We start from the raw sequence: 25,744 nt of genomic DNA on the forward strand, positions 1-25,744 counted from the left end.
TGACGATCGCGCACGACCGAACGTCCTCCCTGGTGAAGGCACTCAACCAGTGAAGGAGTTCACATGTCGCAGACCGTCGTCCCCAGCACCGGCGAGGAGCGCCGCCACGCCGCCACGCAGGCCGCCAAGGAGGCCGAGAAGAACGCCCCCAAGGAGCTCGACGCCCTGCACACCGAGCACGGCGACACCACGATCGCCGACGGCGTCGTCGCCAAGATCGCCGGCATCGCCGCCCGCGAGGTGAACGGGGTCTACGCCATGGGCAACGCCGCGCGCCGCGCGATCGGCAGCCTGGCGCAGCGCATCCCGGGCAGCACCCAGCCCAGCGTCACCGGCGGCGTGTCCGTGGAGAAGGGCGAGCGCGAGACCGCCATCGACATCTCGGTCGTCGTCGAGTACGGCGCCCCCATCGTCACCGTGAGCGAGCAGATCCGGGAGAACGTCATCTCCGCCGTCGAGTACGGCACCGGGCTCGACGTCGTCTCGGTCGACGTGAACGTCTCCGACGTCCACCTGCCGGAGGACGACAGCGACGACGCCGGAACCTCCGACGGCGAGTCGCTGCGCTGATCCTCCCGCCGGCGCCCGGACCGCGCCCCACACGTCCCGGGCGCCGGCACCCTGCTCCACCCGCTCAGAAAGGAACGGGCATGTCCCGCACCACCACCGCCCTGTTCGTGGGCCTCGTCCTCGGCCTCAGCGCTGCCTTCGGCAGCTTCGGCTCGTTCGTCATCGTCCTCGTCTTCGGGGCGCTCGGCCTGGTCGTCGGGCTCGCCCTCGACGGCCGCCTCGACGTCGCGGGCCTGCTGGGTCGCGCGACCGAGAAGCGATGAGCGCCTCGACCGTCACCCCCGCCGCCGGCGCTGGCGCCGCACCGCGTCGCTCCGCCCCCGCGAGCCGCGGCCGCCTCGTCCTCGGCGACAAGGTCGTGGAGAAGGTCGCCGGGCAGGCCGCCAGCGAGGTGCGCGGCGTGCTCGGCCGCGAGGGCGGGGTCCTCGGCGTCGGCGCGCACGCCGACGCCGGCGCCCGGCCTTCCGTCGACGTCGACCTCGGCCGCGAGTCCGCCGACGTGGCGCTCACCGTCGGGCTGACCTACCCCGGCTCGGTCCGGCGCGTGACCTCCGAGCTGCGCGAGCACGTCGCGCAGCGGGTCGAGGCCCTGACCGGGGTCGCGGTCCACCGGGTCGACGTGGACGTCCGCTTCCTGGTCGTGCCCGGCGCCGACGGTGCCGACGAGCCCCGGGAGCGGCTGCGATGAGCGCCGCCGCCCGTTCCCCCCGCCTGCGCCGCCGGCCGAGCCGGACGGTCCCGGCCAGCATCGTCGCCGTGCTGCTCCTCGCGATCGGCGTCCTCGCCGTCGTCGCGGCGGTCGGCCGTCTCGTGGACGGCCGCTGGGCCAGCCAGGTCAGCGCGCCGGCCTCGGCCGTCGCCGGCGTGACGTGGGGCTCCGCCGCCGTCCTGGCCGCCGCGGCCGTCGTCGCCGTCCTGGGCCTCGTGCTCCTCGTCGCCGCGCTCAAGCCGGGCGGCCACAAGGCCGCCGCGCTGCAGGTCGAGGGCGCCGGGGTGGTGGCCGACCGCGAGTACGTGGTCTCCACCCGGGCCGTCGCCCGCCTCGCGGTCGCCCGTGCCGACGACGTCGACGGCGTGGACCAGGTGTCGGCCTCCGCCTCCGGCCGTCGTGTGCACGTCGACGTCACCACCTCGTCGCAGCAGCGCGACGTCGTCCGCTCCCAGGTCCTCGGCGCCGTCTCCGAAGGGCTCACGGGCCTCGGGTTGTCACCCCGGCCGCGCGTCACCGTCGCGGTCCGTACGAGGGAGGTCTGATGCGCCACCACGCAGGCGGTCTCAACCGCACCTGGCTCGCCGTCGTGGGCCTCGTGCTCCTCCTGGTGGGCGCGGCCGGCATCGTCGTCGGCGCCGGCCTGCTGACCCCGCTCGGTCGGGCCGTCGGCCTCCAGCTGACGCGTCCCGCCCCGGACGACAAGGTCGCCGGCCGGGCGACCGCGTCGGCGTTCGCGAGCACCGGGGTCGTGACCCTCGTGGTCGTCGTCGGGGTCGTGCTGGCCCTGCTGGGCCTCGCCTGGCTCGTCGCGCAGGTCCCGCGGACCGGCTCGGCCCGCCCGCTGCGCCTCGAGGACGACCCCGCCCGCGGCCTGACCCGGCTCGAGGCGGGCGCCCTGACCGACGCCGTCGAGGCGCAGATCCAGGCCCTGGACGGCGTGCAGTCGGCCTCCGCGGTCCTGCGCGGCGACGCCCGGGGACCCGACCTCACCGTCAAGGTGACGGCGGGGGACCGCACCGACGTCCGCCGCCTGCTCCAGGCGATCGAGGCCGGACCCGTCCGCGACCTCGGCGAGGCGCTCGACACGCAGGTGCGCCGCCTCGGCGTCCAGGTCGAGGTCGACACCGGCCGCCGGCGCACCCACCGCATCACCCTCTGACCCCGCAGCACCCGCACCGAAGGAGAACGACATGAGCATCTCGGACAAGGCCGAGGACGCCGCCGGCCGCGCGAAGGACGTCGCCGGCGACCTCGCCGACAACCTGAGCAGCACGGCCAGGAACGTCGCCGGCGACGCCCGCGGCGCCCTGCACGACGCGCAGCGCACGGCCTCGCGCGCCACCGACGACGCCCTCGACCAGCTGCAGCGCGGGCACGGCGTCGTCAACCGCCTGCACCGCCTCGGCGTGCGCAGCGAGTGGATGTACGCCGCCGCGTTCGGCTCCATCGGCCTCTCGCTCGCCTCCTGGGCGATCAGCCGGAACAAGACCGGTGACAGCAAGGCGCAGTCCGACCGCTGGGGCATCTTCATCGGGCACTGGGCACCCACGTTCATGGCCCTCGGCGTGGCGCTCCGGCTCGAGGAGAAGCGCTGACGCGCTGAACGTCTGGTGGCGGCCCCGACCGGGGCCGCCACGGCCCCGGCACCAGCAGCACCCCGCACGACCCCGCACGACCCCGCACGACCCCGCACGACCGCGCAGGACCCCGTAGGAGGACCTCATGACCGCCGCACCCGCAGCCACCCCCGCCACCACCGTCGTGGCTGGGCCCGCCGCGCCGTCCGCGCCCTCGCCGGGCCACGCCCCCCAGCCGACGCGGGCCGGGCGCGTCCAGCAGGCCGCGGCTCGCGCGGCCGAGCAGGTCGAGGGCGTCCACGCGCTCGGCACCGCCACGGGCCGGGCCCTGGTGCGCGCCATGGGACGGGTGCCGGGCGGGCGCACCACGTACGGCGCGGGGGTGAGCGTCGAGGTCGGCGCGACCCAGGCGGCCGTGGACGTGAGCCTCGTCGCCGAGTACGGGACCCCGGTCCCGGCCCTGGCCGACCGGGTGCGCTCCGAGGTGCGCACACGGGTGGAACGCGAGGCCGGCCTGGAGGTCGTCGAGGTCAACGTCTCCGTGGTGGGGCTGCACCACCCCGACGACGACGTGCCGCCCCCGGTCGAGCCCGAGCCCGAGGCGGTCGACGCGGCTCTCGTGGACGCCGCGTCGACCGACCCCGTCCGCGAGGCCGACGAGGACGTCCAGCGGATCGTCTTCCGCGCCGTGGAGGAGGCCGCAGACGCCGAGGTCGGGGTCGGCGACCCCTCGACGTCGTCCGGCGGGACCACGTCGAGGGTCGAGGACGACCGTGCCCCTCGCGACGGCGGTGGCCCTACCGTGGTGCTGAGCGGCCGGGCCGCCGACGGCGAGGGCCCGGACATCGTGGTCGCCGACCGGGTCGTCCTGGCCGACGAGGTGGTCGTGGTCGACAGCCCGGCGGGGGACCGGGAGCCGATCGAGGAGCAGATCGAGAGGCGGGTCGGGGAGCAGCAGCAGCGTCAGGGCTAGGGGTGCTCCAGCCCGCGCCAGCAGGACGGAACGACGAACGGAGTGGTGTGGAGATCGAGGACCGTGAGGCGCTGACGGCCCCCGGTGCTGACCCGCACGCGGAGCACGAGGCGCGCGGCGGCGTGCCGGGCGAGGGCCGCGGCGAGCCCGAGGGCGTGCCCCGGGCGGGCCAGGCGGGGCCGGCGCCGTACCCCGGCGGCCTCGCCGAGGCGACCGTCGTCGGGCGAGCGCAGGAGGGCGACCTCGAGGCGTTCGAGCTGATCGTGCGCCGCTACCAGGGGCCGGTGTTCCGGCTCGCCTACCGGATGCTGGGCGACCGGGGCGAGGCCGAGGACGTCGTGCAGGACTGCCTGGTGCTGGTCTGGCGCAAGCTGCCGAGCCTCACCGACGCGCAGGCGTTCCACCGCTGGGTCTACCAGCTCGCCACCCGCCGGTGCCTGAGCGTGCTGCGCACCCGGACCCGCCGGCGTACGGACGCCACCGAGCCGGAGGAGCTGGAGGCGGACCTCCCGCTCGACGAGGCGTCCGACCCGGCGTCGCTGGCGCAGCACCACGCCCAGCTGCGCGGGCTGGACACGTTCCTGCGACGCTTGCCCGACGAGCAGCGAGCATGCTGGGTGCTCCGCGAGCTGCACGACCTCTCCTACCCCGAGATCGCCTTCGCGACGAACCTTCCCGTCTCCACGGTCCGGGGACGCCTCGCCCGGGCGCGCCAGAACCTCGCGAAAGGAATGAGCGCATGGCGGTGAGCAGCTCGACCCAGCTCGGCTGCGGTCGCGACATCGACGATGTCTGGGCCACCATCGACCGCCCGCCGAGCGCGCACGAGCAGACGTGCCCCTTCTGCGGCCCCGCGCGGGCGAGCCTGCTCGAGCTGGAGCGCGCGACCGCCGAGCTGCGCACCGCGGACGACGAGGACCCCGAGCTGCAGGCCGGTCCGCAGGTCGTGGCCCGCATCCTCGAGGTCGCCCGTTCCGAGGCCCGCCGCAGCCGTCGGCTGCCGCTCAGCAAGCCGGTCGCCGGAGAGGTGACCGTCGACCTGACGGTGAGCGAGCAGGCGGTCGCGACCGTCGTGCGCCGCGCCGGCGACCGGTACGGCGGGCTGCAGGTCCGCCGCTGCAGCATCGAGGTGGTCGACGACCCCCAGCCCCCCGAGGTGACGACGGGGGAGCGCCGCCCCGTCCGCATCCCCTCGGACGTGCGGGTCTCCTTGCGGGTCAGCGTCGGCGCCGACGTGTCCATCCCCCAGCTGTCCAGCGAGGTCCGGCGCGCGGTCATCGCGGTCGTCGACGAGGAGGTCGGTTTGAACGTGGTCGGCGTCGACATCGTCGTGGAGGACGTGCACGATGTCTGAGCTCTCCCAAGACCTCACCACCGCGACCGGGCTGGACCCCGTCGCGCTCGAACCCGCGGCCGCCGTGGCCGCCCCGGAGGTGCCCGTGGACCCCGTCGACGCGCTGCGCGAGCAGGTCGGCCAGACCGTGCTGGCCCACCCCGGCGTCCTGCGCCTCGAGCCGACGCTGCTCGGCTCGGTGCACGGGCTGCGCAAGCGCAACGGCGTCGACGGCGTGGCCGTGGCGACGCACGGCCGCGTGGTCGACCTCGACGTCAACCTCGCGACCCGCGCGGAACGTCAGGCCCGGGCCTCGGTGCTCGAGCTGCACGACCAGCTCGTCGACCTCGTCGCCCGGTGCGGGTTCGTGCCGGGGACGATCGAGATCAGCGTGCTCGCCATCGAGCCCGCCGTGGAGACCGCAGAGCCCGTCGCCGGCTGAGGCCGGCGACGGGGGTCCACGGGTCCTGCAGCCTCACCGCTCGCAGGCGATGCCGTCCTTGTCGCGGTCGCTCTTGGTGTTGAGCTTGTAGGTCTTGGTGTCGCGGACGAAGTTCGTGACGCTCCCGCCCTTGTCCTTCGCGCCCGACCGGCCGACGCCGTGCGGGTACACCTTGGTCAGCGCGGTGCAGTTGGCGTACTCCTTCGGCTTCGGCTTGGCCGGCGGCTTGGGCTTGACGACGAGGTGGTCGGCGCCCGAGGCAGCCGCCTCGGTGGTGCTGCTGCCCGCGTACCGGTAGCGGTACGACCCGGAACCGCTCGGCTTGACCTTCGCCGAGAGCGTGCCCTTCTTGCTGCTCGTGACGATTTTGACCTTGCTCCAGCCGCCCCCGTCGCGGCGGAACTCGAGCACGGTCTTGGCCTTCCAGCCCTTGCCCTCGCGCTTGATGCTGCCCTTGACCTTGACCGAGCCGCCCTTCGTCACCGACGCGGGCGCCGCGACCGTGAGGCGGACGGTCGCCTTGCGGACGTCGACGTGGTCGGCACCCGAGGTGCCGGCCTGGGTCTTGCTGTCACCGGCGAAGCGGTAGCGGAAGCTGCCGGGACGGTCGGCCTTCACCGAGGCCGACAGCGCCCCCTTCGTGCTGGCCTTGACGGTCTTGACCTTCGCGTACGCGCCGTCGCCGTCGGCCTGGAACTCCAGCACGGTGGACGCCTTGTACGCCTTGCCGTCGCGCCGGAGGCTGCCCTTGACCCTGATGGTCGAGCCCTTGATCGCGGGCTCGGGCGAGGCGTCGACGGTGAGGACGGCGGCCGGCAGGGGAGCGGGCGCCGGCGGGTCCGGGGTCGGCTCCGGCGTGGGCGTGGGCGTCGGCTCCGGCGTGGGCGTGGGCGTCGGCTCCGGCGTGGGGGTCGGTTCGTCCTGCCGGACGACCGTCACCTGCTGTGAGTAGGTGGAGCCGTAGTGCTGCCCGAGGTCCGGGCTGTACAGGTCGACCTCGAGCGTCGCTGCGCCGCTGAAGATCTCGTCCCCGTAGCCCAGCCCGAGGGCGATCTCCTCGGTGGTGACGGATACTCCGGTGCAGTCGGCGGGAGCCGTTCCTCCGGCGCTGGCCTGGTACTCGCCGTTGCCACGGACCTCGCTGACCGTCACCGCCAGGACGACGGGATCGTCCGGGCTGGTGCCGTCGACGAGTCCCGAGCAGTTGTAGCTCACCTCATCGTGCCGTGGAAGGCGTCGGCGAAGAGGACGTCGTCCTGCACCGGGTCGACCTGCAGGGTCGCCGGGGCCGCGGACGCCGTCGCGGGCGCGAGCGCGAGTCCGAGGGTGAGGGCGGCGAGGGCAGCCGGGAGCCGGAGTCGTGTCATGGAACCTCTGGTCGTCGAGCCAGGCACGGCGTCGTCCGGGGCACGAGGGCTGACGGACGCACGACGGCGCGCTGGCGGGCGGGGGTGTCAACGGTGGCCGACCAGGGGCGTGCAGAAGGAACCATCCCCCGGTGGTCGCCGCACCGTAGCCCGCCGGGACCGTTCCCTGTGCACATCCTGAGAAGAAACCCTCGTTGGGGTGAGAGGCGTGACGGCGCCGGGGTCCGTGGCGTCCTGGCAGGTGGACCACCCGTCGACCCGAACCGCCCACCAGGAGGTGCCGTGCCCGCCCGCTTCTCCACGTCCTCCGGAGCCGGTCGCCCCACGGGCGTCCGGGTCGCCCTGGTCGTCGCCGTGGTCGGCGTGCTGCTGGTGCTGGGCGCTGTGCTGGCTCCCGTCCTCGGCGTGATCGGCTCGGCCGACGGGGCCTCGGCCGGCGCCCTCGACGTGCCGGTCGGGCGCATCGTCGGCGTCGGGCTGCTCGGTCTCGTCCTGGTGCTCGGTCTGGGTGCCGGCCTCGTCCGCACGCTCCGTACGCCGGTCGCCTGGGCCCTCACGGTGCTGGTCGTGGTGATCACCCTCGTCGCCTCGGTCTACCCGCTCCTCTCCACCGCCTCGGCCGCGCTCGAGCAGGGGCGCGACTTCGTGCCGTGGGTCACCGGGCTGGTCGCGCAGCTGCGCGGCTGAGGACCGACGCCGACCGCGGCCGACCGCTTGCGCCACGACGCCGACCACTGCGTGGCCCTTCGACGGGCTCAGGGAGCGTCTCGATTCGCCCACCAAGACGCCGACCACTTCGTGGTCCTTCGACGGGCTCGGGGAGCGTCTCCTCGGCTCGGGTCAGCCGCGCAGCAGCCGGACCTCGTCGCCGGTGCGGACCGTGCCGGGGCGCTCGACCTCGGCCTTCAGCCCGAGGAACGTCCCGTGCTCGCGGCCGAGGGTCTTCAGCAGCCGTGGGCCCGGCGCGACGTCGCGGTGCGCGGCGTCGACCATCGCGCAGCGGGGCATCGGAGCCCCGAGCCGGAGCACGACCTCGGGACCGACCGTCAGCCCGGCGCCCTCCCAGCCGTCCTCGACGAAACCGTCCTCCTCGGTGGCGAGCACCAGGTTGGGCCGGGCGCGGCGCGCGTCGACGGTTCCGCCGGTCAGCTCGGCGGCCCGGCGCAGGGAGGACGTCGTGACCAGGTGGACCCCGGAGTCGTCGTGGTACGGCGTGCCGGCCTCGTGCTCGACGGTCAGCGGTCGCGCCCAGGCTGCGCTGAGCGCCTCGTCCAGCGCCGGGTCGCCGGCGCCGAACCGTCGTGCCTCCGGGTCCTCGAGCCAGACCCCGGCGGCCGGGCCGCCGGGTCCGCCGGTGTCGTCCGCGACGCCGGACCGCCACGTCAGCAGCCCGTCCAGCCTGCGGAACCGTCGCGACGTCTTCCCGCTGCCGATCCCGCCGTCGGCGGTCCGCACCGCCCACGTACGGTCGAGCACCAGCCCGCGCGCCTCGACGTCGGCGACGTCGAGGGACTCGCCGGCGGTGGACTTCACGGGGTAGCGGAAGATCGCCTGCACGGTCCCGACGCGCGTCACGGGCCCACGATGCCAGGCGATCGTGGCCGGGCGGCGGAGGAGGGGCGGATGGTGGCGTCACCGACGCCCGAGGGCCAGGCCTGCGCCGTGCTGCAGCCCGCGGTGGCCGACGCGGCCCGGCGGGCCGGGTCGGGCGCGGTCGCGCTCGTCGACCTCGTCGGCGGCCCACGCCCCGGCACCGACCTCGACCTGGGGCTCGACGAGGTCTGCACCACCTACAGCGACGGCCGGGTGCTCGGCGACCCCCACGCGTCGGTGCGGCTGACGTGCCGGGTCGTCGGGGGCCGGGGGGTGCCCGGCACGCCGGTGCCACCGGTGGTGGCCCGGCGGGCGGTCCCGCTCGGGCCGGACCTGGAGACCCGGCTGGCTGCGGCGCTCGCCGACGGGCCGACCGGCGTGCTCACGGTCCTGCTCACCGCGTGGGCTCTCGCCCGGCTGCCCGCTCCGTGCCGGCGCTCGGTCGTCGACGTGCTCCGCGACGCCACCGGTCCGCTGGCCTGGGTGTCCGTGGAGGGCGTCGGCGTCGCGCCCGGGGTGCCGACGCTGGGCGACCGGCCCGCGTCCGGGCACAGCATCGTCGGCCTGACCCTCCTCGACGACCGGAAGGGCGAGCCGCAGGCCCTCGCGCGCTGCTGGTCGCGCGGCCGGGTGCTCGCGTGGCTCGCGGGGACCGCCGACCGAACGGTCTAGTCGTGCACCCGGTCGCCGCACGGCACCCAGAGGATGTCGCCCTCGGGCCCGTTGACGACGCGGATGAGGATGAACAGCAGGTCCGACAGCCGGTTCAGGTAGAGCAGCGCGGTCACGTTCACGCCGCCGTCGCCCTCGGCTGACTCCTCGGTGCCGTGCGCGTCGACCGCCGCCCACCCGGCCCGCTCGGCGCGTCGGGTCACCGTACGGGCGACGTGCAGCTGAGCCGCGGCCAGCGACCCGCCGGGCAGGATGAACGAGCGCAGCGTCGGCAGCTCGTCGCCGAAGCGGTCGCACCAGGTCTCGAGGCGGTCGACGTAGGCCTGCGTGACCCGCAGCGGCTCGTGGTCGTCCGGACCGAGCGGGCGCAGCGGGTTGGACAGGTCGGCGCCGACGTCGAACATCTCGTTGGAGATGGTCGACAGCACGGCCGCGACCTCGTCGGGCAGCTGGCCCGTCGCCAGCGCGACCCCGATGGCGGCGTTCGCCTCGTCGACGTCGCCGTACGCCTCGACGCGCAGGTCGTTCTTGCTGACCTCCGTCATGTCGGTCAGGCGCGTCCGGCCGCCGTCGCCGGTCTTGGTGTAGATCTTCGAGAGCACGACCACGGGCTCACCCTACGCAGGACCACCGCGCGGCAGGCCTCCGGCTTGTCGGAGCGCCCCGCCCGGCGACGCGTGGCACCCTGGCCCGGTGCCGAGCCCTTCCCCCCGCCGAGCCCTCCGCCTGACGCTGCTCCTGGCCGGCCTGCCGCTGCTGCTCCTGCCCGCCTGCGGGACGGTGCCGACCGACCCGACCGGCGGCGCCCCGTCCTCCGCCGCCCCCGCCGCCACGCCGACGCCAGGCGGCCCGGCCTCGGTGGAGCCCGACGGGACCGGCCCGTCGGACGGCGCCTGCGAGTACACCGTGACCGGCAGCCCGGCCCGCCCGGTGCAGCCGCCCACGACGAGCGACATCTCCAGCAGCGGCACGGTCAGCTACGTCATGCACCTGAGCGAGGGCGACGTGACGCTCAAGCTGGACCGGGCGAAGGCCCCCTGCACGGTCCACTCGTTCGAGTCGCTGGTGGCGCAGAAGTACTTCGACGACACCCGCTGCCACCGGCTCGTGGACTCGGGCATCTTCGTGCTGCAGTGCGGCGACCCGACCGCCACCGGGCGGGGCGGCCCCGGCTACACGTTCCCCGACGAGACCGACGGCACCGAGAAGTACACGCGCGGCACGCTGGCCATGGCCAACGCGGGGCCGAACACCAACGGCTCGCAGTTCTTCCTCGTCTGGGACGACTCCCCGCTGCCGCCCAGCTACACCGTCTTCGGCTCGTTCGACGAGAAGTCGCGCGAGGTCGTGGCCGGCATCGCCTCCCAGGGCCAGGACGGCAGCAGCCCCGACGGCAGCGGCGTGCCGAACAGCCCGGCCAAGATCAAGAGCATCACCAAGGCGTCCTAGCCGGGCGTGCCGGGCCGGTGCCGGGGGCCCGGCCGGTCCAGCGGCTCAGCGCGGGCGCGGCCGCGGCGGCGGGGTGTCGCGCGGGTCGTGGCGCTTGGGCCGCATGCTCGTGAGGACCGCCGCGAGCACGATCAGGCCGAGGCCGAAGAAGCCGCCGAGCACGACGGTGGCGGCGAAGCCGTTGCCGGCGCCCGAGGGACCCACCGGCTGCTGCGGGGTCGGCGTCGCGTCGAGCGGCACCAGCGTCAGCAGCGTCACGAGCAGGTCGTGCACCGGTACCTCCTCAGGCGGTCGTCCCTCACCCTTCCACGCCGCCCCGGCGCCCGGTTGCGCCGGGGGCGCCGCTGCTGCCCGTCAGGTGGCCGCGAGGAACCCGCGGAGGGTCGCCACGAAGACCTCCGGCTGGTCGGCGTGCACCCAGTGGCCGGCGCCCTTGATCCGGACGAGCCGGACGCGCGGGAAGAGGGCCCGCATGGCCGGGGCGGCCTCGGGCGTGACGTAGGGCGAGTCGTTCCCGGCGAGCCACAGGACGGGGCCGCCGTACGTGCCGAGGTCGCCCTCCGGCCAACCAGCCAGGTCGGGCAGGCGGTCGCCGAGCAGGTCGAGGTTCATCTGCCAGCGCCAGCGGGCCTGCTCGCCGGTGCCGTCACGGCGCAGGTTCTGCAGCAGGAAGCCACGGATGGTCCGGTCGGGCACGCGCTCGGCGACCACCCGGTCGGCGGTGGCCCGGTCCGGGAGCGCGGCGAGGTCGACGGCCCGCATGGCCTCGACGTAGGTGCCGAAGCCGCTGACCGCGCTGCTGGTGCCGGGGGCGATGTCGACGACGCAGAGCCGATCCACGAGGTCCGGGTGGCGCAGCGCGACGAGCATCGCGACCTTGCCGCCCATCGAGTGGCCGACGACCGTCCAGGCCTCGCCGGGCGCCTCGGTCCGCAGCTGGGCGGCCACCCGGTCGGCCACGCCGAGGTAGGAGACGTCGTCGGTCCACGGCGAGCGCCCGTGGTCGGGCAGGTCGAGCAGCGTCACGCGGGCGCCGGCCGCGAGGGCCTTGGCCACGCCGGTGAAGTTCCGTCCCTGGCCGAACAGGCCGTGCAGCAGCACGACGTGGGGGCCGGCGTCGCCGTACGTGGTGCTCGCCAGCGGGGCCGCCCCCGGGATCGGCGCTGCGGCCGGTGCCGCGCTCACGGGCGCCGCTGCCAGCAGCCGGTGTGCCAGTGCCGACGTTCCTCGAGCGCGCTGGGGCTGGACCAGGAGGGCTCGGCGGGCCAGACCACGACGTGCGGGGTGCCGGGCGGGACGACCTGCTGGCAGCCCGGGCACCGGTACTCCTTCGTCGCCCGGGCGCCGGCGACGCTGCGCACGACCCAGGCGCCGTCGGCCTTGGTCTGCGCGGACGCGTGGCCCGAGGAGAGGGGACGCGCCGGGCGCAGGTGCTTGCTCGGTCGACGGGCCACGGTCCAAGTCTGGCAGCCGTCCGGAGTCGGCCTAAGGTGTCTCGGTGCGTCTGCTGATCGCCCGTTGCCAGGTGGACTACGCGGGACGGCTGTCCGCCCACCTGCCGATGGCCACCCGGCTCATCCTCGTGAAGGCCGACGGCTCGGTCTCCATCCACGCCGACGACCGCGCGTACAAGCCGCTGAACTGGATGAGCCCGCCCTGCACGCTCACCGAGCGGCCCGCCCCGCCCGTGCCCGAGCCGCTACCGGGCTCAGCGGCTCCGGCCGAGCCGCTGACCGCGGTGTGGGAGGTCCGCGGTCGCGACGGGGACACGCTGCAGATCTCCATCGGCGAGGTGTTCAGCGACTCCAGCCACGACCTCGGGGTCGACCCCGGCCTGGTCAAGGACGGCGTGGAGGCGCACCTCCAGGCCCTGCTCGCCGAGCACCCGGCCAGCCTCGCGCCGGGGCTCTCGCTCGTACGGCGCGAGCACCCCACGCCGATCGGCCCCGTCGACCTGCTCTGCCGCGACGCCGACCGCGCGTACGTGGCGGTCAAGGTCAAGCGGCGCGGCGAGATCGACGGCGTCGAGCAGCTCACCCGCTACCTCGAGCTGCTCAACCGCGACGCCCTGCTCGCGCCCGTGCGCGGGATCTTCGCCGCGCAGAGCATCACCCGGCAGGCCCGCACGCTGGCCGAGGACCGTGGCCTGTCGTGCGTCCTCGTCGACTACGACGTGCTGCGCGGCCTGGACGACCCGGGGTCGCGCCTGTTCTGAGCGACGCTCCCGACCGCGTCGTGCTGGCGGTCGCGCCCGGAGACGTGGTCTCTGCAGCGCTCGGGGACGCCGGCCGGCTCAGGCGCTCCGGCTGTCGAGGTAGCGCACCGTGGTGGCGTCCTCGTCCCCGTGCGCGTCGTCCCGCTCGTCGTCGTGGCGCGAAGCCTGCTCGTCGCGGGACCCGACGGCTTCCTCCAGCTGCTCCGCCTGCTCCGACCCACCGGCCTGGTCGGGCTGCTCGGCGGGACGACGCTGCGCGTCCTGGCCTGACGAGACGTTCTCGAACTCGCTGAACAGGATCTCGGGGACCTCGGGAAGGTTCCCGGCGGTCTCCGCGGCCAGCGCGCTGAGCGAGGTGAGCTGACCGAGGATCGCCGCGCGGCGCTGGTCGAGCAGCGCCTGCTCCTGGCGCATCTGGCGCCGGCGCCAGGTGTACTCCTGGCGGGCGCGCTCGTCGATCGTCGCGGCCTGCTGCTGGGCGGCGGCGATCATCGCGCGGGCGTCGTCGCTGGCGGTCGTGCGGATCTGCTCGGCGTCGGCCAGCGCCTGCGCCCGCAGGGCGACCGCCTGCTCGGTCTCGGCGGCGAGATGGGCCGCGGTCGTCGTCTGCTGCCGGTTGGCGTCGGCCAGCATCGCCTCGACCCGGGACGCCGCCTCCTCCTGGGCCCGGTGCAGCTCGGCGAAGACCGTCTCGCGGTGGGCGGCGACGTCGGCGGCGATGCTCGCGGCGTCGCGGTCGGCCGCCGCACGGGTCTGCTCGGCGGCGTAGAGCGCCGACTGCGTGAGGTCGCGGGCGCGTGCCTGGGCCTCGGTGGTGACGGACTCGGCCTCGAGCCGGGCGGCCGCGAGCAGCTGCTGGGCGGAGGCGTGGGCCCGCTCGACCGAGACGCGGGCGTCCTCCTCCGCGCGCTCGCGCAGGTCCTCGAGCTCCGCCAGCCGCGAGCGGCGCAGCTCCTCGAGCTCGCGGTTCGTGTCGTCGCGCATCCGGTCGGCGTCGCGCTGCGCCCCGTCGACCAGGTCGTCGGCCATCGAGCTCGCCCGCTGCGACGTCTCCTTGGCCTGCTCCTCGGCGACGCGCAGGATCTCCTGCGCCCGTCCGCCCAGGGCCGAGAAGTCGGGAGCCGTCGCCGCCCGCGCGGCCATGGCGCGGTTCTGGCCGGCCAGCGTCTCGATCTCGTGGCTCAGTGCGGCGATCTGGGCCGCCGTCTCGGCGACGAAGCGCTCGACCGCGTAGCGGTCGTAGCCCTTGCGCGCCGTGGGGAAGCGACTCGTACCGGAGTCGGAGTCGTCGTGCATGGTCGTGCTCATCGGGGCCCCCTCGAACGCCGCCGGGGCCCCCTTGGACGGTGGGGGACCCGTACCACGGCAGGCCGCCAGGCTAGCGGGTCGGGGCCGGGACGCCTGGGTACGCACCGCCGCCCGGGCGTGCCGCGTCAGCGCGGCCGGTTGGGCCTCGAGCCGCCGCGCGGGCGCTTGTCGGGAGCGGCGAGCAGGGTGGGCTCGCCGTCCACCGGGATGTCGTCGACGTCCTCGACCGGCCGGTCGTTCGGCCTGTCCCGCTGCACGGTCTCCTGCTCGCTCTCGGGCTCGACCGGCCCGGCGGCACCGGACCCGCCCGAGGGCTCCTCCGCGGACGGCTGCGCCGGCTGCCCGGCCTCGGTGACGACGACCGCCCGGTCGTCGCCGTCCTGGGCCGGCTCGGCCTGCTGCGCCTCCTCGGAGGACGCGGCCTGCTCGGCCGGGAGGGTGGGGGCGGAGTAGCTCTTGAGGATCGTGCGGTCGTCGCCGTCCTCGGGCACGTCGGCCACCTCGGGCGCCGGCGCCCGACCCGACCCGGAGGCCTGCGGCCGGTCCTCGTCGAGGTCGGGGAAGGACGACGCGGTCTGCTGGGCGAGCTCGGACAGGCTCGCGAGCTGGCTGAGCACGGCCTGCTTGCGCTGCTGGAGCAGCTCGGTCTCGCGCCGCAGCTGCTGCTTGCGCCAGGAGAACTCCTGCTGCGTGCGCGCGGTGATGGCGGCGGCCTGCTTGCGCGCGGTCGCGATGCGGTTCTCGGCCTCGGCGATGGCGTTCGCGCGGACCTGCTCGGCCTCGCTCACCGCCTCGGCGCGGATGCGCGCGGACTCGGCGATGTCGGCCTCGAGGCGCCCGGTGGACTGGGTGTGGTGATCGGCGGCCTCGGCGAGCATCGCCTTGGTCTGGGTGGTCAGCTCGTCGTGCTCGCTGCGGGCCCTGGCCAGCGCCTCCTCGCGCTCGCGGGCGACGTCGGCCCGCGCCTCGGCGACCTCGCGCTCGACCTCGCGCCTCAGGCCGTCGGTCTCCAGCCGCGCGCCCTCGCGCAGCGACGCCGCCTCGTGCTGGGCCTGCAGCCGCAGGGACTCGCCCTCGCGCCGCGCGGCGTCGAGCAGCGCGGCCGCCTCGGCCTGCGCGCGCTCGACCTGGCCCGCGACCTCGCCCTGCAGCCGGGAGCGGAGCTCGCTGATCTCGCTCATGCCGCCGCTGCGCAGCTCGCCGCTGTCGCGCTCGGCCTGGTCGCGCAGCTGGGCCGCGTCGCGGCGGGCCTCCTCGCGGATGCGCTCGCCCTCGAGGGTGGCCGCGGTGGTCAGGTCGTTCGCCTGCTCCTGGGCCAGCCGCAGGATCTCGTTCGCGCGCCCGCCGAGCCCGGCGTAGTCGACGTCCTCGGGGTCGACCTCGCGCAGCTTGCTCTCGGACAGCTCGTCCTGCAGGCCGGTGACCTGGCGCTCCAGGTCGGCGGCGTGCGCCCGCGACTGCACGACGCTCGCCTCCAGCGTGCGGACGTAGTCGTCGACCGCCTGGCGGTCGTAGCCGCGCAGCGCGCTGGGGAAGTTCCCCGCGGCGCTCGCGGTGTCCTCGAACAGGCCGAGACCGGCGTTCTCCGAACGGGCCATGTGTGACGTTCCTTCCCCGAGCCGCGCTCGCGCCCCGACCCCCCGTCGGGTGCACGTCCGGGTCGACTCCTCCGGTCGCCCTACGGAACCGCGACCTCCACCAGCTCGAGCAGGACGCCGCCGGCGTCCCTGGGGTGGACGAAGTTGATCCGCGAGCCGCGAGTGCCCGATGCGGGCCGATCATAGAGCAGACGCAGGCCCCGGGTGCGGAGCTCGGCGCAGGCGTGGTCGAGGTCGGCCACGCGGTAGGCGAGCTGCTGCAGCCCCGGGCCGGACCGTTCCAGGAAGCGGGCGAGGGGCGAGGCGTCGTCGAGCGGCGCGAGCAGCTGGACCTGCGCGGCGCCGTCCACCGGGCCGCCGGGGGAGGCGGGTGCCGGGGCGGCGGCGAGCATGGCCTCGGCGACGCCCTGCTGCTCGTTGGTCTCGCGGTGCACGAGGACGAGGCCCAGGACCTCGGTGTGGAAGCGGATGGCCTCGTCGAGGTCACGGACTGCGATGCCGACGTGGTCCACGGCGACCACGCCGGGGACGCCGGGAACGCCCGCGCCGACCGGTGCGCCCCGCCCCTCGTCCGCCACGGCACCACGGTAGGCCGGGTGCGGGGCCCGGGCGGCGCGGCCCTGCGAGACTGGGCCGGCCATGGTGACCGTGACCGACCCCGACGCGCTCGTCGACGGCGTCCGCGCAGGCCGGCCCCGAGCCGTCGGGCGGGCGATCAGCCTCGTCGAGGCCTCCTCGCCGCTGGTGCCGGCGCTCGTCGCGGACCTGGCCCCCGACACGGGTCGCGCCCTCGTCGTCGGGCTGACCGGCGCTCCCGGGGTCGGCAAGTCGAGCGCCGTCGGCGCCCTCGTGACCGCGCTGCGCCGCGGTGGGGAGCGGGTCGGGGTGCTCGCGGTCGACCCCACGTCGCCCTTCTCCGGCGGCGCCGTCCTCGGCGACCGCGTCCGCATGCAGGAGCACGCCCTCGACCCGGGGGTCCACATCCGCTCGATGGCGACCCGCGGCGACCTCGGCGGGCTGGCGGTCGCGGTGCCGGCCGCACTGCGTGTGCTCGACGCGGCGGGCTGCACCACCACGCTCGTGGAGACGGTCGGCGTCGGGCAGTCCGAGGTGGCGGTGGCGGCCACCGCGGACGTCACGCTGGTGCTGCTGGCGCCGGGCGCCGGGGACGGCGTCCAGCTGGCCAAGGCCGGGGTGCTCGAGGTCGCCGACGTGCTCGTCGTCACCAAGGCCGACCGCGACGGGGCCTCCGCGCTGGCGGCTGAGCTGCGGGCCATGGTCAACCACTCCCAGCGCGCGCCGGACGCCTGGGCGCCCCCGGTCGTGCTGCTGTCGAGCAGCGAGGGCACCGGCGTCGAGGACGTGCTCGCCGCCGTCGAGGCGTTCGTCGGCCGCCAGCGCCGCACCGGGGGCTGGGCCACCCGCCGTACGCGCCGGGCGCGCGGCGAGGTCGAGCAGCTGGTCCTGGCGCAGGTGCGGGCGCGGGCCGCCCACGGTCGGGCCGACCTGGACCGCGTGGCGGCCGAGGTGGCCGCCGGCCGGCTCGACCCCTACGCGGCGGCGCGCGAGGTGCTGGACGGCTCGCAGCCGCGCTGACGACGAGCCGACGCTGCGGCGTGGCACCGCGACACGGGGCGCGGCGTGCAGCATGATTCTGCGCGGGCCGACGACGGCCCGCCGGCGTGCTGCGACGAGGAGGTGGACCGCGTGACGAAGTGGGTGAAGCGCTTCCTGTTCGTGCTCGTCGTCGGCTTCTGCCTGTTCTACGTCGTCAACCAGCCCGAGGGCGCGGCCGCGGCGGTGCGCACGGCGTTCCTGGCCGTGGGCAAGGCCTTCGGCTCGATCATCACGTTCTTCACCAGCCTCGCCTCCTGACGCGTCGCCGGTCTCGTGATCGCCTGGCTGGACCCGCACGTCGACCAGTACCTGCTGCGCGCCCAGAACGAGTACGTCGTGCGTGAGGTCCGCAAGCACTGGGCCGCCAGCGCGTTCGCCTGGGTGCGGCTCGGCGTCGCCGTCCCGCTCGCGGTGAGCGCGTTCGCGTACGCGGGTCCGGTGCGCTGGGTCGTGCTCCTGGCGGGGCTCGCGCTCGGCGGGCAGGCGCTGTTCCGGGTGCTGGACGAGTACCGCGACCGGTTCGTCATCACCAACATGCGCGTGTTCCGGGTGCACGGGACCTTCAGCACCCAGCGCGCCAGCGTCCCGCTCGGGCGCATCCTCGACATCACCGTCAAGAAGCCGCTGCTCGGGCGGCTGCTGAACTACGGTCACTTCGTGTTCGAGTCGGCGGCCCAGGTGCAGGGGATCAGCGAGATCCGCTTCGTCGCCGACATCGACGGCCGGGACGCGGTGCTGCAGGACACGATGCAGCGCGCCGGCCTGCGCGCGACCGCCCCGGCCCAGGACGACGGCACGTGAGCGCCGAGCCCGACCCCGGAACGGCCGCGGCCGCGGTGCGGCGTCGCCCGAGCCTGCCGTTCGACCCGATCGAGGCCGCGGCGGGCCTGTGGTCGCAGCACTGGGGCGACGTCCCGCGGATGCGGGCGGTGACCTCGCTGATGCGGGTGCACCAGCTCGTGCTGACCGAGCTCGACGAGCGGCTCCGGCCGCTCGGGCTGACCTTCGCCCGCTACGAGGTCCTGGTCCTGCTGTCCTTCTCCCGGCGTGGTGCGCTCCCACTGGGCAAGATCGGCGAGCGGCTGCAGGTGCACGCCACCTCGGTGACGCCGCTGGTCAAGCGTCTGGAGGCGGCCGGGCTGATCCGGCGTACGCCGCACCCCGAGGACGGGCGCGCGGTGCTGGCGACCATCACGCCCGAGGGGCGCGACCTCGTCGAGCGCGCGACCGAGGTGGTCATGGGTGCGCGGTTCGGCCTCGGGTCCCTGAGCGACGAGCAGTGCGACGACCTGACCTCGCTGCTGACCCCGCCGCGCGAGGCCGCGGGCGACTTCGAGGTGTGACGCTGCACCGGCGAAACGCTGAGGGACGACGGCCCGGAACTCGATCCGGGTGTCGTCCCTCAGCGGTTCGTGCAGGTCGGCGGCTCGGCCGAGCGGTGGCTCAGGCGGCGCCGCGCGGGTCGGCCAGGGGCCACCCGCCCCGGGCGAGGCGCTCACGGACGCGGGCGACGTCCTCCTCGCAGGGCAGCTCGTCGATCACCTTGGTGATCACCGTGCCGATGTCGGCGTCGTCGACCGGCAGCCGGCCCTCGCGGACCAGCTCCGTGGCCACCGCGCGCACCTCGTCGTGGCTCAGCCGTCGCGCCAGCACCGCGATCAGCGGCACGTAGTCGTTCGCGGGGATGCCGTCGGGGTAGCCGGCGCGCAGCCAGCCCACGACCGAGGACACCCAGCCCGTGAGACCCACGGCCTCAGTCCGTGGGGTCCGCGGCGTCGGCGAGCGGCCAGCCGCCCGCCGCGAGCCGGGCCGAGACCCGGGCGACGTCCTCGGGCGACGGGGACTCGTGCAGCTGCCGCGCGACGAGCTGCTCGATCTCGGCGGCGGTGATCGGGTCGTCGCCCCGCGTCTCGAGCGCGCCGGGCGCGGTGAGGTCGGCGACGATCTCGTGGGTCTGCTCGTCGGTCAGCCGACGACGCAGCAGCGCGACGAGCGGGAAGCGGTCCTGCGGCGGGATGCCGTCGGGGTAGCCCGCCTCCAGCCACTGCAGGACGCGGACGACGACGTTCGGGGTCTCGGTGCTGGTGGGGCTGTCGGTGCTGGTCATGATCACCTCACCCGAAGACCTTGATGCCGAACCCGCCGGCGACGATCAGGAAGATGCCGAAGAGCACCGCCGCCACGCACACCGCGAAGAGCACGGTCGAGCCGGCCCGGCCGGCGCCGGTGGGCGGGGAGGAGTAGGTCGAGCCGTCGGCGGCCAGCGTGCGGCCGTTGCCGAGCACCCGGATGCCGAGCGCGAAGACGGCCGGCAGCCCGGCGCCGAGGACGATCCCGGCGACCAGCACCTGCCAGAGGGCCTCGAAGGCCTTGAGGAAGATCTCACCCATGATCAAGTCTCCTGCGCTGCTCAGACGCTGACGGTGGAGCGGGTCTCGGCGGTCTCGGACTTCGGCGCCAGACCACCCTCCCACTCCTCGTTGACGTTGTTGTGGTCGATCTTGGTCTTGCGGGAGTGCCGGAACATCAGCCCGGCGGCCGCCACGAGGACGACGAAGACGAGGCCGATGCCGGCCGCGCCGCCGATGCCGTGCGCGACGGCCCAGCAGATCGCGCCGACGACCGCGGCGGCCGGGAGGGTGATCAACCAGGCGACGACCATGCGGCCGGCCACGCCCCAGCGGACCTGCGCGCCCGGCTTGCCGACGCCCGAGCCGAGGATGGAGCCGGTGGCCACGTGCGTGGTCGAGAGCGCCATGCCGAGGTGGCTGGAGGACAAGATCACGGCGGCGGAGGCGAACTCGGCGGCCATGCCCTGCGGCGAGCTGATCTCGACGAGACCCTTGCCGAGCGTGCGGATGACGCGCCAGCCGCCGATGTACGTGCCCGAGGCGATGGCGAGGGCGCAGGCGATCTTGACCCACAGCGGGATGCCCTCACCCGGGTTCCAGCTGCCGTACGCGATCAGCGCGAGCGTGATCACCCCCATCGTCTTCTGGGCGTCGTTGGTGCCGTGCGCGAGGGCGACGAGCGACGCCGACCCGATCTGTCCCCAGCGGAAGCCCTTCTCGCGGCTGTCGGCGGCGACCCGGGCGGTGATCTTGAAGACCGTCCAGGTGCCGAGCGCCGCGACGAGCCCGGCGACCACCGGTGAGGCGAAGGCCGGGATCACGACCGAGGAGATCACGCCGTCCCACTTGACGCCGCCGAGGCCGAGCGCGGCGATGGCCGAGCCGATCAGGCCGCCGAACAGCGCGTGCGACGAGGAGGACGGCAGGCCGAGGAGCCAGGTCACGAGGTTCCACAGGATGCCGCCGACGAGCCCGGCGAAGACGATCGTGAGGATCGGCACGCCCATGAGCTCGGGGATCGGGGCCCCGTTGGAGCCCTGGATGCTGATGATCTTGTTGCTGACGGTCAGGGCCACCTCGATGCTGAGGAAGGCGCCGACGAGGTTGAGCACCGCGGCCAGGACGACGGCGGTCTTGGGCTTGAGGGCACCGGTGGCGATGGACGTGGCCATCGCGTTCGCGGTGTCGTGGAAGCCGTTGGTGAAGTCGAACGCCAACGCGGTGACGACGACGATCACGAGGATGAACAGCGCTTCGGTCACGGCTCGATCTTTGGGTCGGGGGCCTGGGGAAATCCACCTGGGAACGTCCCCCGCGCGATGATTCATCCACTGTTCACCGACTGGTCCGTCACGCGACACCGGACGGCCGGCGACGGGCGTCGCGACGACCGGCCGGGAGCGCGCGGGACCGGCTCAGGTGAGGTAGAGCAGGGGCGTGCCGGGCAGGCGCGCAGGCACCTCGGCCTCGAACCACGACCGCAGCGCACGCATGGTCTCGGTGGGGTAGACGTACTTGACCCCGCCGAACTTGGACCGCTTGGCGCGTCGTGCGTCGACGTCCATCTCCAGCTTGGTGCGCGGGTACCAGGACATCAGCACGTCGCGGCTGCCGGGGGTGAAGCGGTGCGTGATCACCTCGACGGTCAGGTCGACCGGGTGGCCGGCCGCCTCGACCGGCGCGAGCACCGCGCGGACGTCGTCGAGCAGCTGCCCGTACGTCTCCCGCCAGCCCTCGACCGGCATCACCGGGGCGATCGTAAGGCCGACCGGGTAGCCGGCGGCCGCGAGGGTGGCCAGCGCGCGCAGCCGCGCCGGGACGGGGGCGGTGCCGCCGTCGAAGCGCGCGGCGACCTCGGCGGCGTTGACCGAGAAGCGGGCGCGCGTCCGGCCGCCGTGCGGCAGGGCGGCCAGCTCGGCGACGTCGTCGAACTTCGTGGTGAAGCGGAGGCTGGCGCCGTCCCCGTGCACCCCGGTGCCGACCTGCGCGACGGCTGCGGCGAGCGAGCCCGTGACGTGCTCGATCCCGAGCGGGTCGGTGTAGCAGGACAGCTCGAAGGTCGTCCCCTCGTGCCCGCGCGCCGCGGTCCCGCTGGTCACGTGGCCCTGCCCGGTGAGCCCGGCGATCGGGGCCAGCACCTCGTCGAGGTTGGCGTAGACGCGCGTGATCGGGGGGCCGGTGAGCGAACCGGCGAGGTAGCAGTACTGGCAGTGGGCGGGGCAGCCGCGGGCCAGGTCGATGCGCCAGTCCGCGCTCGGCGGGATCGGCTGCGGCTTGCGCGCGCTCGGCGGGGCCACGACGACGGCGAGCGTCGACTTGGCCCACGCGTACGCCTCGCGCTCGTTGGCCGTCCGCGGCGGCACGATGCGCCCGACGGTCTCGACCTCCTCGACGCCGGCCTGGGCCGCCCGCCGCAGGACCTCGTCGGTGTGCGGCAGCCCGACGGCGGCCTTCGTGACCAGGACGCGGCGCGGCGTCCAGCGGCGCACGCGGGGCGAGCCGGGCCCCGGCTCGGCGGGGGCAGGGGTGGCGGGAGCGGGGTCGACGGAGGCGGGGGTGGACGGTGCTGAGATCACGAGGGCTCCTGCCCGGGTGACGCGCGACGTGTGCTCGGCGTCCCACCGGAGGGTGACAAACGGCGACTTTTAGCGGCGATTGCTTGTTCAACATCAACATCCGCGATAGGTCTGTCATTCCGGGCACCGCGGCGCATTCGGGGGGACGTGCTCGCGGTGACCGGGGCTCGGGGGGCGGGAGGCCGGTCCCTGGCGGGGGAGCCCGGTCGACCACGGTCGACGGGACGGCCGCCGGGGGCCGGTCCGGCAGGCGCGTGGTCCGGCGCCTGGGGAGGGGAGCAGGTGAGCGCTGCGCCGGGTGCTGCCCGGTCGACACGCGGCCCAGGCACGCCCTCGTCCGGCCCGGCCGGTGGCCCGGGGTCCTCCAGCCCGGTGGCTCACGACATGACGGCGATGATCCACCGCCTCGTGGCGGGCTACGCCGTGCTCGGCCTGATGCCCAGCGTCCAGGCCTTCGTGCAGCAGGCGCCGTCGCTGAACCGCGCCTGGACGACCGCGGTGATGGCCGTCGGGACGGTGATCGTGGTCGCCATGGTCGTGCGGGCCGTCCGCGGCCGACCGCTCGGCCCCTGGCTGCTCGCCTTCGCCGCGTACACGGTCGTCGGCCTGTGGTCCATGGCGTGGTTCGCCCGGTCCGGCGCCTACCCGTTCTTCTGGTTCCACGTCGGGCTCGCCGTCGTGTGCGCCTGCGTCTGGGGGCGGGTCTGGTTCGGCGCCGCGTACGGCGTCCTGGTCGCCGTGGCCTGGGCGCGGCTGCGGCTGCTGCCCGGCGGGGGCGGCGTCAGCCTCGTCGAGGCGGTCGGGGAGGGGCTGTTCGCCTCCTCGGCCGGGCTGGTCGTGGGTGTGGTGGCGCTCGGCATGCTGAGCGCGGCGCGCGCCGCGGACGAGCTGGCGGCCCGCCTGCGCGAGCAGGGCGTGCGGCAGGCCGTGGACCGCGCGGTCGCCGACGAGCGCGCGCGCCTGGACCAGATGATCCACGACGACGTGATGACGACGCTGACCGCCGCCGGGCGGGGCACCGACGCCGCGACCGAGCAGGCCACCGCCCGGCTGGCGCGCGAGACCCTGGCCACGATCGACGCGCTGGGCGACGCCGGCGAGACCGGCGCCCTGTCGGTCTCCGTCCTCGCGAACCTCACCGAGCAGACGGTGCGCCGGGTCAGCCCCGACGTCGGCTGGACCTCCGACGTCGACCCGACGGCGGCGTCGCTGCGTGTGCCGGGCCCCGTCGCGCAGGCGCTGCTCAGCGCCTCGCGCGAGGCCGTGCGCAACGCGGTGCGCCACAGCGGGGCGCGCCGCGTCGACGCGTCCTTCGAGGCCGAGCGCGAGGGGGAGGAGCTGGTCGTGCGGGCGCGCGTGGCCGACGACGGGCGCGGCTTCCGGCCCGACCACCTGCCCGGCGACCGGCTGGGGGTCCGGGTGTCCATGCTCGAGGCCAGCCGGCAGGCCGGACTGTCGCCCCGCCTGGCGACCCAGGAGGGACGCGGCACCACCTTCAGCCTGGGCTGGAGCGGACGGCCGCGCGTGCTCGACCGGCTGGTGCCCGAGCTCGAGCAGGGCGAGCCCCTCCTGCCCGCCGAGTTCCCCGCCCGCCGCTTCAGCGCGGTCACCCTGCTCGCGCTCGTGGTGAACCTCGCCATCGCGGCGGCCACCGCCTCGACCTACCGCTCCACGGGCGCGCTCGTCGTCGCGATGGTGCTCGGCACGGCGGCGACGCTGCTCGTGCTGCGTCGGGGGACGGGCCTGCGGCTGCGCACGCGCGACGCCGCGCTCGTCGTGGTGGCCGTGGCAGGCACCTGCGCCTCGATGCTCCTGGCCCTGCCGACGTCCGCGCTCGGCAAGCTGGTCTGGCACTACTTCGTGGTCCAGCTCGTGCTGGTCACGCTCGTCGTGCGGCGGCGCACCGGCTGGGCCCTGGTGGGGCTCGCCGCGATGGAGGCCTGCGTGCTGTGGTTCTGCCTGACCGGTCCGGACGGCCTGGCGGGTGTGCTCAGCTGGGGCGTCGGGGCGGTCCTGTTCGTGGTGATGGCCGTGCTCGTCGACCGCGTCCTGCTCGCGATCGGGCGTCGCCAGGTCGTGCTGCGCCGCGAGGAGGACGAGGCCATCGACGCCTCGGCCCGCCAGCACGTGGCGCGCGTGCAGCGGGCGCTGTGGGTCGCCGACCTGCGGACGCAGGCCCGGTCGATCCTGCTCCGGCTGGCGCTCGTACGGGGCAGCGTCCCCGACGAGCTGCGGCACGAGGCGCTGATGCTCGAGGCCACGCTGCGCGAGTCCATCGTCGCCCGCAACGTCATGAACGACGAGCTGGCCGACCTCACGGAGGCCGCCCGGCGGCGCGGGGTGGACGTCCGCCTCGTCGACAGCCGTCACACCGTCGTCCCGCCGCCGATCGCCCAGTCCGTGCTCGACGTCGTCCGCCGTGCCCTCGCCGTCCCGACGGTCTCGCGGCTGGTCGTGCGCCTGGCGCCCGAGGAGGGGTCGACCGCCGCGTCGGTCCTCACCGAGGACGCCGGCGGCACCCACCTCGTCCGGCTCGACGCCCGGGGCGCGACCGTGCCGCAGGGGGTGGACACCCGTGCCCGGTGACCTGGAGCCCGTGAGCGTGGTCGTGTGCGACGACCACGACGTCGTGTGGGTCGGGCTGCTCGGCGCCGCGCGGGCCGCGTCCGGACGCCCCGTACGCCTCCGCGGGCACGCGACCGACGCCGGCCGGCTGCTGGCCCTCGTCGAGCAGCAACCGCCCGACGTCGTCGTCCTCGACCTCGCCCTGGGCGACGGTTCCGACCCGGGGGAGACCGTGGCGCGCGTCATCGCCGCGGGCAGCCGCGTGCTCGTCTACTCCGTGCTGGACAGCCCTCGCCTGATCCGCCGTGCGCTGGCGGCCGGAGCGCACGGCCTCAGCCACAAGTCCGAGCCCGTGCACCTGACCCTCGACAAGATCCGGCAGGTCGCCTCCGGCCAGATCCTCCTGTCGCCGGACGTCCTGTCGATGATCGACGGCGACGCCGACTTCGTCCGCGCCCGCCTCAGCGACCGCGAGCGGGAGGTGCTCGTCCTCTACGTCAGCGGCGTCGAGATCGCCCAGATCGCGGCGCAGCTCTTCGTCACCGAGAACAGCGCGCGGGAGTACCTGCGGCGCATCCGGGCCAAGTACACCGAGGCCGAACGCCCCGCCTCGACCAAGGTCGACCTCCTGCGCCGCGCGATCGAGGACGGGATCGTCCCGCCGATCGAGCCGCGGTGACGCTGCCTCGCTCCGCTCGGACGCGGACCGCGCTGTGACACTGTCCTCGCTCCGCTCGGCCGCGGACCGCGCTCTGACCCGGCGCCTTCCTCCCTCCCGGTGACGACGGAAGAACGTGTCGTCACCGTCCGGTCGTCCAGGCACCGG

35 protein-coding genes are annotated in these 25,744 nt (G+C 75.1%); 20 read left to right on the plus strand and 15 right to left on the minus strand.

The window, feature by feature from the left end; translation table 11 throughout:
- Nucleotides 1–63 precede the first annotated feature (63 nt).
- The 10 genes from BMY04_RS08285 to BMY04_RS08330 all read left to right on the plus strand — a co-directional run bounded on the left by BMY04_RS08285 (nucleotide 64) and on the right by BMY04_RS08330 (nucleotide 5,607).
- Nucleotides 64–570, plus strand: coding sequence for an Asp23/Gls24 family envelope stress response protein (locus BMY04_RS08285; protein ID WP_091178761.1), 507 nt, complete (start codon nucleotides 64–66; stop codon nucleotides 568–570).
- A gap of 80 nt (nucleotides 571–650) precedes the next feature.
- On the plus strand, nucleotides 651–833 hold the full coding sequence (locus tag BMY04_RS08290; protein WP_091178763.1) for a hypothetical protein: 183 nt from the start codon (nucleotides 651–653) through the stop codon (nucleotides 831–833).
- Nucleotides 830–1,258 carry an Asp23/Gls24 family envelope stress response protein gene (locus BMY04_RS08295; RefSeq protein WP_091178765.1) on the plus strand — a complete coding sequence of 143 codons (429 nt, stop codon included), beginning with the start codon at nucleotides 830–832 and terminating at the stop codon, nucleotides 1,256–1,258. Before BMY04_RS08290 ends, BMY04_RS08295 begins: the two co-directional genes overlap by 4 nt.
- Nucleotides 1,255–1,824, plus strand: coding sequence for a DUF6286 domain-containing protein (locus tag BMY04_RS08300; protein WP_091178767.1), 570 nt, complete (start codon nucleotides 1,255–1,257; stop codon nucleotides 1,822–1,824). The genes BMY04_RS08295 and BMY04_RS08300 overlap by 4 nt, the downstream gene beginning before the upstream one ends.
- Nucleotides 1,824–2,441, plus strand: coding sequence for an Asp23/Gls24 family envelope stress response protein (locus tag BMY04_RS08305; RefSeq protein WP_091178769.1), 618 nt, complete (start codon nucleotides 1,824–1,826; stop codon nucleotides 2,439–2,441). Before BMY04_RS08300 ends, BMY04_RS08305 begins: the two co-directional genes overlap by 1 nt.
- Nucleotides 2,442–2,472: 31 nt before the next feature.
- Nucleotides 2,473–2,877 (plus strand): CsbD family protein, encoded by a 405-nt coding sequence (locus BMY04_RS08310; RefSeq protein ID WP_091178771.1) that lies wholly within the window; start codon nucleotides 2,473–2,475, stop codon nucleotides 2,875–2,877.
- Nucleotides 2,878–3,004: 127 nt separating this feature from the next.
- Nucleotides 3,005–3,832: an Asp23/Gls24 family envelope stress response protein gene (locus tag BMY04_RS08315; protein ID WP_091178773.1), complete on the plus strand. Its 828-nt coding sequence runs from the start codon at nucleotides 3,005–3,007 to the stop codon at nucleotides 3,830–3,832.
- Between the two features lie 47 nt (nucleotides 3,833–3,879).
- Nucleotides 3,880–4,581, plus strand: coding sequence for an RNA polymerase sigma factor (locus tag BMY04_RS08320; protein ID WP_198410018.1), 702 nt, complete (start codon nucleotides 3,880–3,882; stop codon nucleotides 4,579–4,581).
- Nucleotides 4,572–5,186: an Asp23/Gls24 family envelope stress response protein gene (locus tag BMY04_RS08325; protein ID WP_091178775.1), complete on the plus strand. Its 615-nt coding sequence runs from the start codon at nucleotides 4,572–4,574 to the stop codon at nucleotides 5,184–5,186. Before BMY04_RS08320 ends, BMY04_RS08325 begins: the two co-directional genes overlap by 10 nt.
- Nucleotides 5,179–5,607, plus strand: a complete 429-nt coding sequence (locus BMY04_RS08330; RefSeq protein ID WP_091178777.1) for a hypothetical protein — start codon at nucleotides 5,179–5,181, stop codon at nucleotides 5,605–5,607. Before BMY04_RS08325 ends, BMY04_RS08330 begins: the two co-directional genes overlap by 8 nt.
- A gap of 33 nt (nucleotides 5,608–5,640) precedes the next feature.
- Here BMY04_RS08330 and BMY04_RS23045 read toward each other — a convergent pair whose 3' ends face one another.
- Entirely contained in the window at nucleotides 5,641–6,822 is a 1,182-nt protein-coding gene (locus BMY04_RS23045) for an excalibur calcium-binding domain-containing protein (protein WP_198410019.1), read from the minus strand.
- Nucleotides 6,819–6,974 (minus strand): hypothetical protein, encoded by a 156-nt coding sequence (locus BMY04_RS22710; protein WP_170854055.1) that lies wholly within the window; start codon nucleotides 6,972–6,974, stop codon nucleotides 6,819–6,821. Before BMY04_RS22710 ends, BMY04_RS23045 begins: the two co-directional genes overlap by 4 nt.
- Nucleotides 6,975–7,256: 282 nt before the next feature.
- Here BMY04_RS22710 and BMY04_RS08340 point away from each other — a divergent pair, with 282 nt between their 5' ends.
- Complete coding sequence (locus BMY04_RS08340; RefSeq protein WP_091178780.1) at nucleotides 7,257–7,661, plus strand: hypothetical protein; 405 nt, start codon at nucleotides 7,257–7,259, stop codon at nucleotides 7,659–7,661.
- A 153-nt stretch (nucleotides 7,662–7,814) separates the two neighbouring features.
- Here the strand turns inward: BMY04_RS08340 and BMY04_RS08345 are convergent, their stop codons facing one another.
- Entirely contained in the window at nucleotides 7,815–8,549 is a 735-nt protein-coding gene (locus BMY04_RS08345; protein ID WP_091178782.1) for an MOSC domain-containing protein, read from the minus strand.
- A 48-nt stretch (nucleotides 8,550–8,597) separates the two neighbouring features.
- On the opposite strand from BMY04_RS08345, the gene BMY04_RS08350 reads away from it, so the two are divergent.
- Complete coding sequence (locus BMY04_RS08350; RefSeq protein ID WP_091178784.1) at nucleotides 8,598–9,239, plus strand: DUF2332 family protein; 642 nt, start codon at nucleotides 8,598–8,600, stop codon at nucleotides 9,237–9,239.
- On the opposite strand, the gene BMY04_RS08355 is transcribed toward BMY04_RS08350, so the two are convergent.
- Nucleotides 9,236–9,847 (minus strand): cob(I)yrinic acid a,c-diamide adenosyltransferase, encoded by a 612-nt coding sequence (locus BMY04_RS08355; protein ID WP_091178786.1) that lies wholly within the window; start codon nucleotides 9,845–9,847, stop codon nucleotides 9,236–9,238. The two genes, BMY04_RS08350 and BMY04_RS08355, sit on opposite strands and share 4 nt — an antisense overlap.
- An 85-nt stretch (nucleotides 9,848–9,932) precedes the next feature.
- Here BMY04_RS08355 and BMY04_RS23240 point away from each other — a divergent pair, with 85 nt between their 5' ends.
- Nucleotides 9,933–10,688, plus strand: coding sequence for a peptidylprolyl isomerase (locus tag BMY04_RS23240; protein ID WP_091178789.1), 756 nt, complete (start codon nucleotides 9,933–9,935; stop codon nucleotides 10,686–10,688).
- A gap of 45 nt (nucleotides 10,689–10,733) precedes the next feature.
- Here the strand turns inward: BMY04_RS23240 and BMY04_RS08365 are convergent, their stop codons facing one another.
- The 3 genes from BMY04_RS08365 to BMY04_RS08375 all read right to left on the minus strand — a co-directional run bounded on the left by BMY04_RS08365 (nucleotide 10,734) and on the right by BMY04_RS08375 (nucleotide 12,142).
- The gene (locus BMY04_RS08365; protein ID WP_091178791.1) at nucleotides 10,734–10,961 is read right to left on the minus strand and encodes a hypothetical protein; all 228 of its coding nucleotides are present in this window, start codon (nucleotides 10,959–10,961) and stop codon (nucleotides 10,734–10,736) included.
- Between the two features lie 81 nt (nucleotides 10,962–11,042).
- Entirely contained in the window at nucleotides 11,043–11,873 is an 831-nt protein-coding gene (locus BMY04_RS08370) for an alpha/beta fold hydrolase (RefSeq protein WP_232506192.1), read from the minus strand.
- Entirely contained in the window at nucleotides 11,870–12,142 is a 273-nt protein-coding gene (locus tag BMY04_RS08375; protein WP_091178794.1) for a hypothetical protein, read from the minus strand. Before BMY04_RS08375 ends, BMY04_RS08370 begins: the two co-directional genes overlap by 4 nt.
- Nucleotides 12,143–12,186: 44 nt before the next feature.
- Here BMY04_RS08375 and nucS point away from each other — a divergent pair, with 44 nt between their 5' ends.
- Complete coding sequence (gene nucS, locus BMY04_RS08380; RefSeq protein ID WP_091178796.1) at nucleotides 12,187–12,903, plus strand: endonuclease NucS; 717 nt, start codon at nucleotides 12,187–12,189, stop codon at nucleotides 12,901–12,903.
- A gap of 78 nt (nucleotides 12,904–12,981) precedes the next feature.
- Here nucS and BMY04_RS08385 read toward each other — a convergent pair whose 3' ends face one another.
- The 3 genes from BMY04_RS08385 to mce all read right to left on the minus strand — a co-directional run bounded on the left by BMY04_RS08385 (nucleotide 12,982) and on the right by mce (nucleotide 16,387).
- The gene (locus tag BMY04_RS08385) at nucleotides 12,982–14,211 is read right to left on the minus strand and encodes a DivIVA domain-containing protein (protein WP_091178798.1); all 1,230 of its coding nucleotides are present in this window, start codon (nucleotides 14,209–14,211) and stop codon (nucleotides 12,982–12,984) included.
- A gap of 125 nt (nucleotides 14,212–14,336) precedes the next feature.
- Nucleotides 14,337–15,809, minus strand: coding sequence for a DivIVA domain-containing protein (locus BMY04_RS08390; protein WP_091178800.1), 1,473 nt, complete (start codon nucleotides 15,807–15,809; stop codon nucleotides 14,337–14,339).
- Nucleotides 15,810–15,889: 80 nt separating this feature from the next.
- On the minus strand, nucleotides 15,890–16,387 hold the full coding sequence (mce, locus tag BMY04_RS08395) for a methylmalonyl-CoA epimerase (protein ID WP_232506193.1): 498 nt from the start codon (nucleotides 16,385–16,387) through the stop codon (nucleotides 15,890–15,892).
- Nucleotides 16,388–16,448: 61 nt separating this feature from the next.
- On the opposite strand from mce, the gene meaB reads away from it, so the two are divergent.
- The 4 genes from meaB to BMY04_RS08410 all read left to right on the plus strand — a co-directional run bounded on the left by meaB (nucleotide 16,449) and on the right by BMY04_RS08410 (nucleotide 18,769).
- Nucleotides 16,449–17,405 carry a methylmalonyl Co-A mutase-associated GTPase MeaB gene (gene meaB, locus BMY04_RS08400; protein WP_091178804.1) on the plus strand — a complete coding sequence of 319 codons (957 nt, stop codon included), beginning with the start codon at nucleotides 16,449–16,451 and terminating at the stop codon, nucleotides 17,403–17,405.
- A gap of 111 nt (nucleotides 17,406–17,516) precedes the next feature.
- On the plus strand, nucleotides 17,517–17,684 hold the full coding sequence (locus BMY04_RS22715; protein ID WP_170854056.1) for a hypothetical protein: 168 nt from the start codon (nucleotides 17,517–17,519) through the stop codon (nucleotides 17,682–17,684).
- A 15-nt stretch (nucleotides 17,685–17,699) separates the two neighbouring features.
- Nucleotides 17,700–18,227, plus strand: a complete 528-nt coding sequence (locus BMY04_RS08405; RefSeq protein WP_091178805.1) for a PH domain-containing protein — start codon at nucleotides 17,700–17,702, stop codon at nucleotides 18,225–18,227.
- A complete protein-coding gene (locus tag BMY04_RS08410; protein ID WP_232506194.1) occupies nucleotides 18,224–18,769 on the plus strand; it encodes a MarR family winged helix-turn-helix transcriptional regulator in 546 nt (181 codons plus the stop codon). Before BMY04_RS08405 ends, BMY04_RS08410 begins: the two co-directional genes overlap by 4 nt.
- 100 nt (nucleotides 18,770–18,869) lie before the next feature.
- Here BMY04_RS08410 and BMY04_RS08415 read toward each other — a convergent pair whose 3' ends face one another.
- The 5 genes from BMY04_RS08415 to BMY04_RS08435 all read right to left on the minus strand — a co-directional run bounded on the left by BMY04_RS08415 (nucleotide 18,870) and on the right by BMY04_RS08435 (nucleotide 22,353).
- Nucleotides 18,870–19,175, minus strand: coding sequence for a DUF3349 domain-containing protein (locus BMY04_RS08415; RefSeq protein ID WP_091178807.1), 306 nt, complete (start codon nucleotides 19,173–19,175; stop codon nucleotides 18,870–18,872).
- Between the two features lie 4 nt (nucleotides 19,176–19,179).
- On the minus strand, nucleotides 19,180–19,533 hold the full coding sequence (locus BMY04_RS08420; RefSeq protein WP_091179609.1) for a DUF3349 domain-containing protein: 354 nt from the start codon (nucleotides 19,531–19,533) through the stop codon (nucleotides 19,180–19,182).
- 7 nt (nucleotides 19,534–19,540) lie between these two features.
- Entirely contained in the window at nucleotides 19,541–19,816 is a 276-nt protein-coding gene (locus BMY04_RS08425) for a hypothetical protein (protein ID WP_091178809.1), read from the minus strand.
- A 20-nt stretch (nucleotides 19,817–19,836) separates the two neighbouring features.
- Nucleotides 19,837–21,039: an inorganic phosphate transporter gene (locus tag BMY04_RS08430; protein WP_198410020.1), complete on the minus strand. Its 1,203-nt coding sequence runs from the start codon at nucleotides 21,037–21,039 to the stop codon at nucleotides 19,837–19,839.
- A 153-nt stretch (nucleotides 21,040–21,192) separates the two neighbouring features.
- A complete protein-coding gene (locus BMY04_RS08435) occupies nucleotides 21,193–22,353 on the minus strand; it encodes a spore photoproduct lyase family protein (protein WP_232506195.1) in 1,161 nt (386 codons plus the stop codon).
- A 384-nt stretch (nucleotides 22,354–22,737) separates the two neighbouring features.
- On the opposite strand from BMY04_RS08435, the gene BMY04_RS22720 reads away from it, so the two are divergent.
- Nucleotides 22,738–24,939, plus strand: a complete 2,202-nt coding sequence (locus BMY04_RS22720) for a sensor histidine kinase (RefSeq protein WP_170854057.1) — start codon at nucleotides 22,738–22,740, stop codon at nucleotides 24,937–24,939.
- A 10-nt stretch (nucleotides 24,940–24,949) separates the two neighbouring features.
- Nucleotides 24,950–25,597: a response regulator transcription factor gene (locus BMY04_RS08445; protein ID WP_091179613.1), complete on the plus strand. Its 648-nt coding sequence runs from the start codon at nucleotides 24,950–24,952 to the stop codon at nucleotides 25,595–25,597.
- The last annotated feature ends 147 nt before the right edge of the window (nucleotides 25,598–25,744 follow it).

Origin of the sequence: Microlunatus flavus (genome assembly GCF_900110855.1) — a bacterium.
Classification (GTDB): domain Bacteria; phylum Actinomycetota; class Actinomycetes; order Propionibacteriales; family Propionibacteriaceae; genus Microlunatus; species Microlunatus flavus.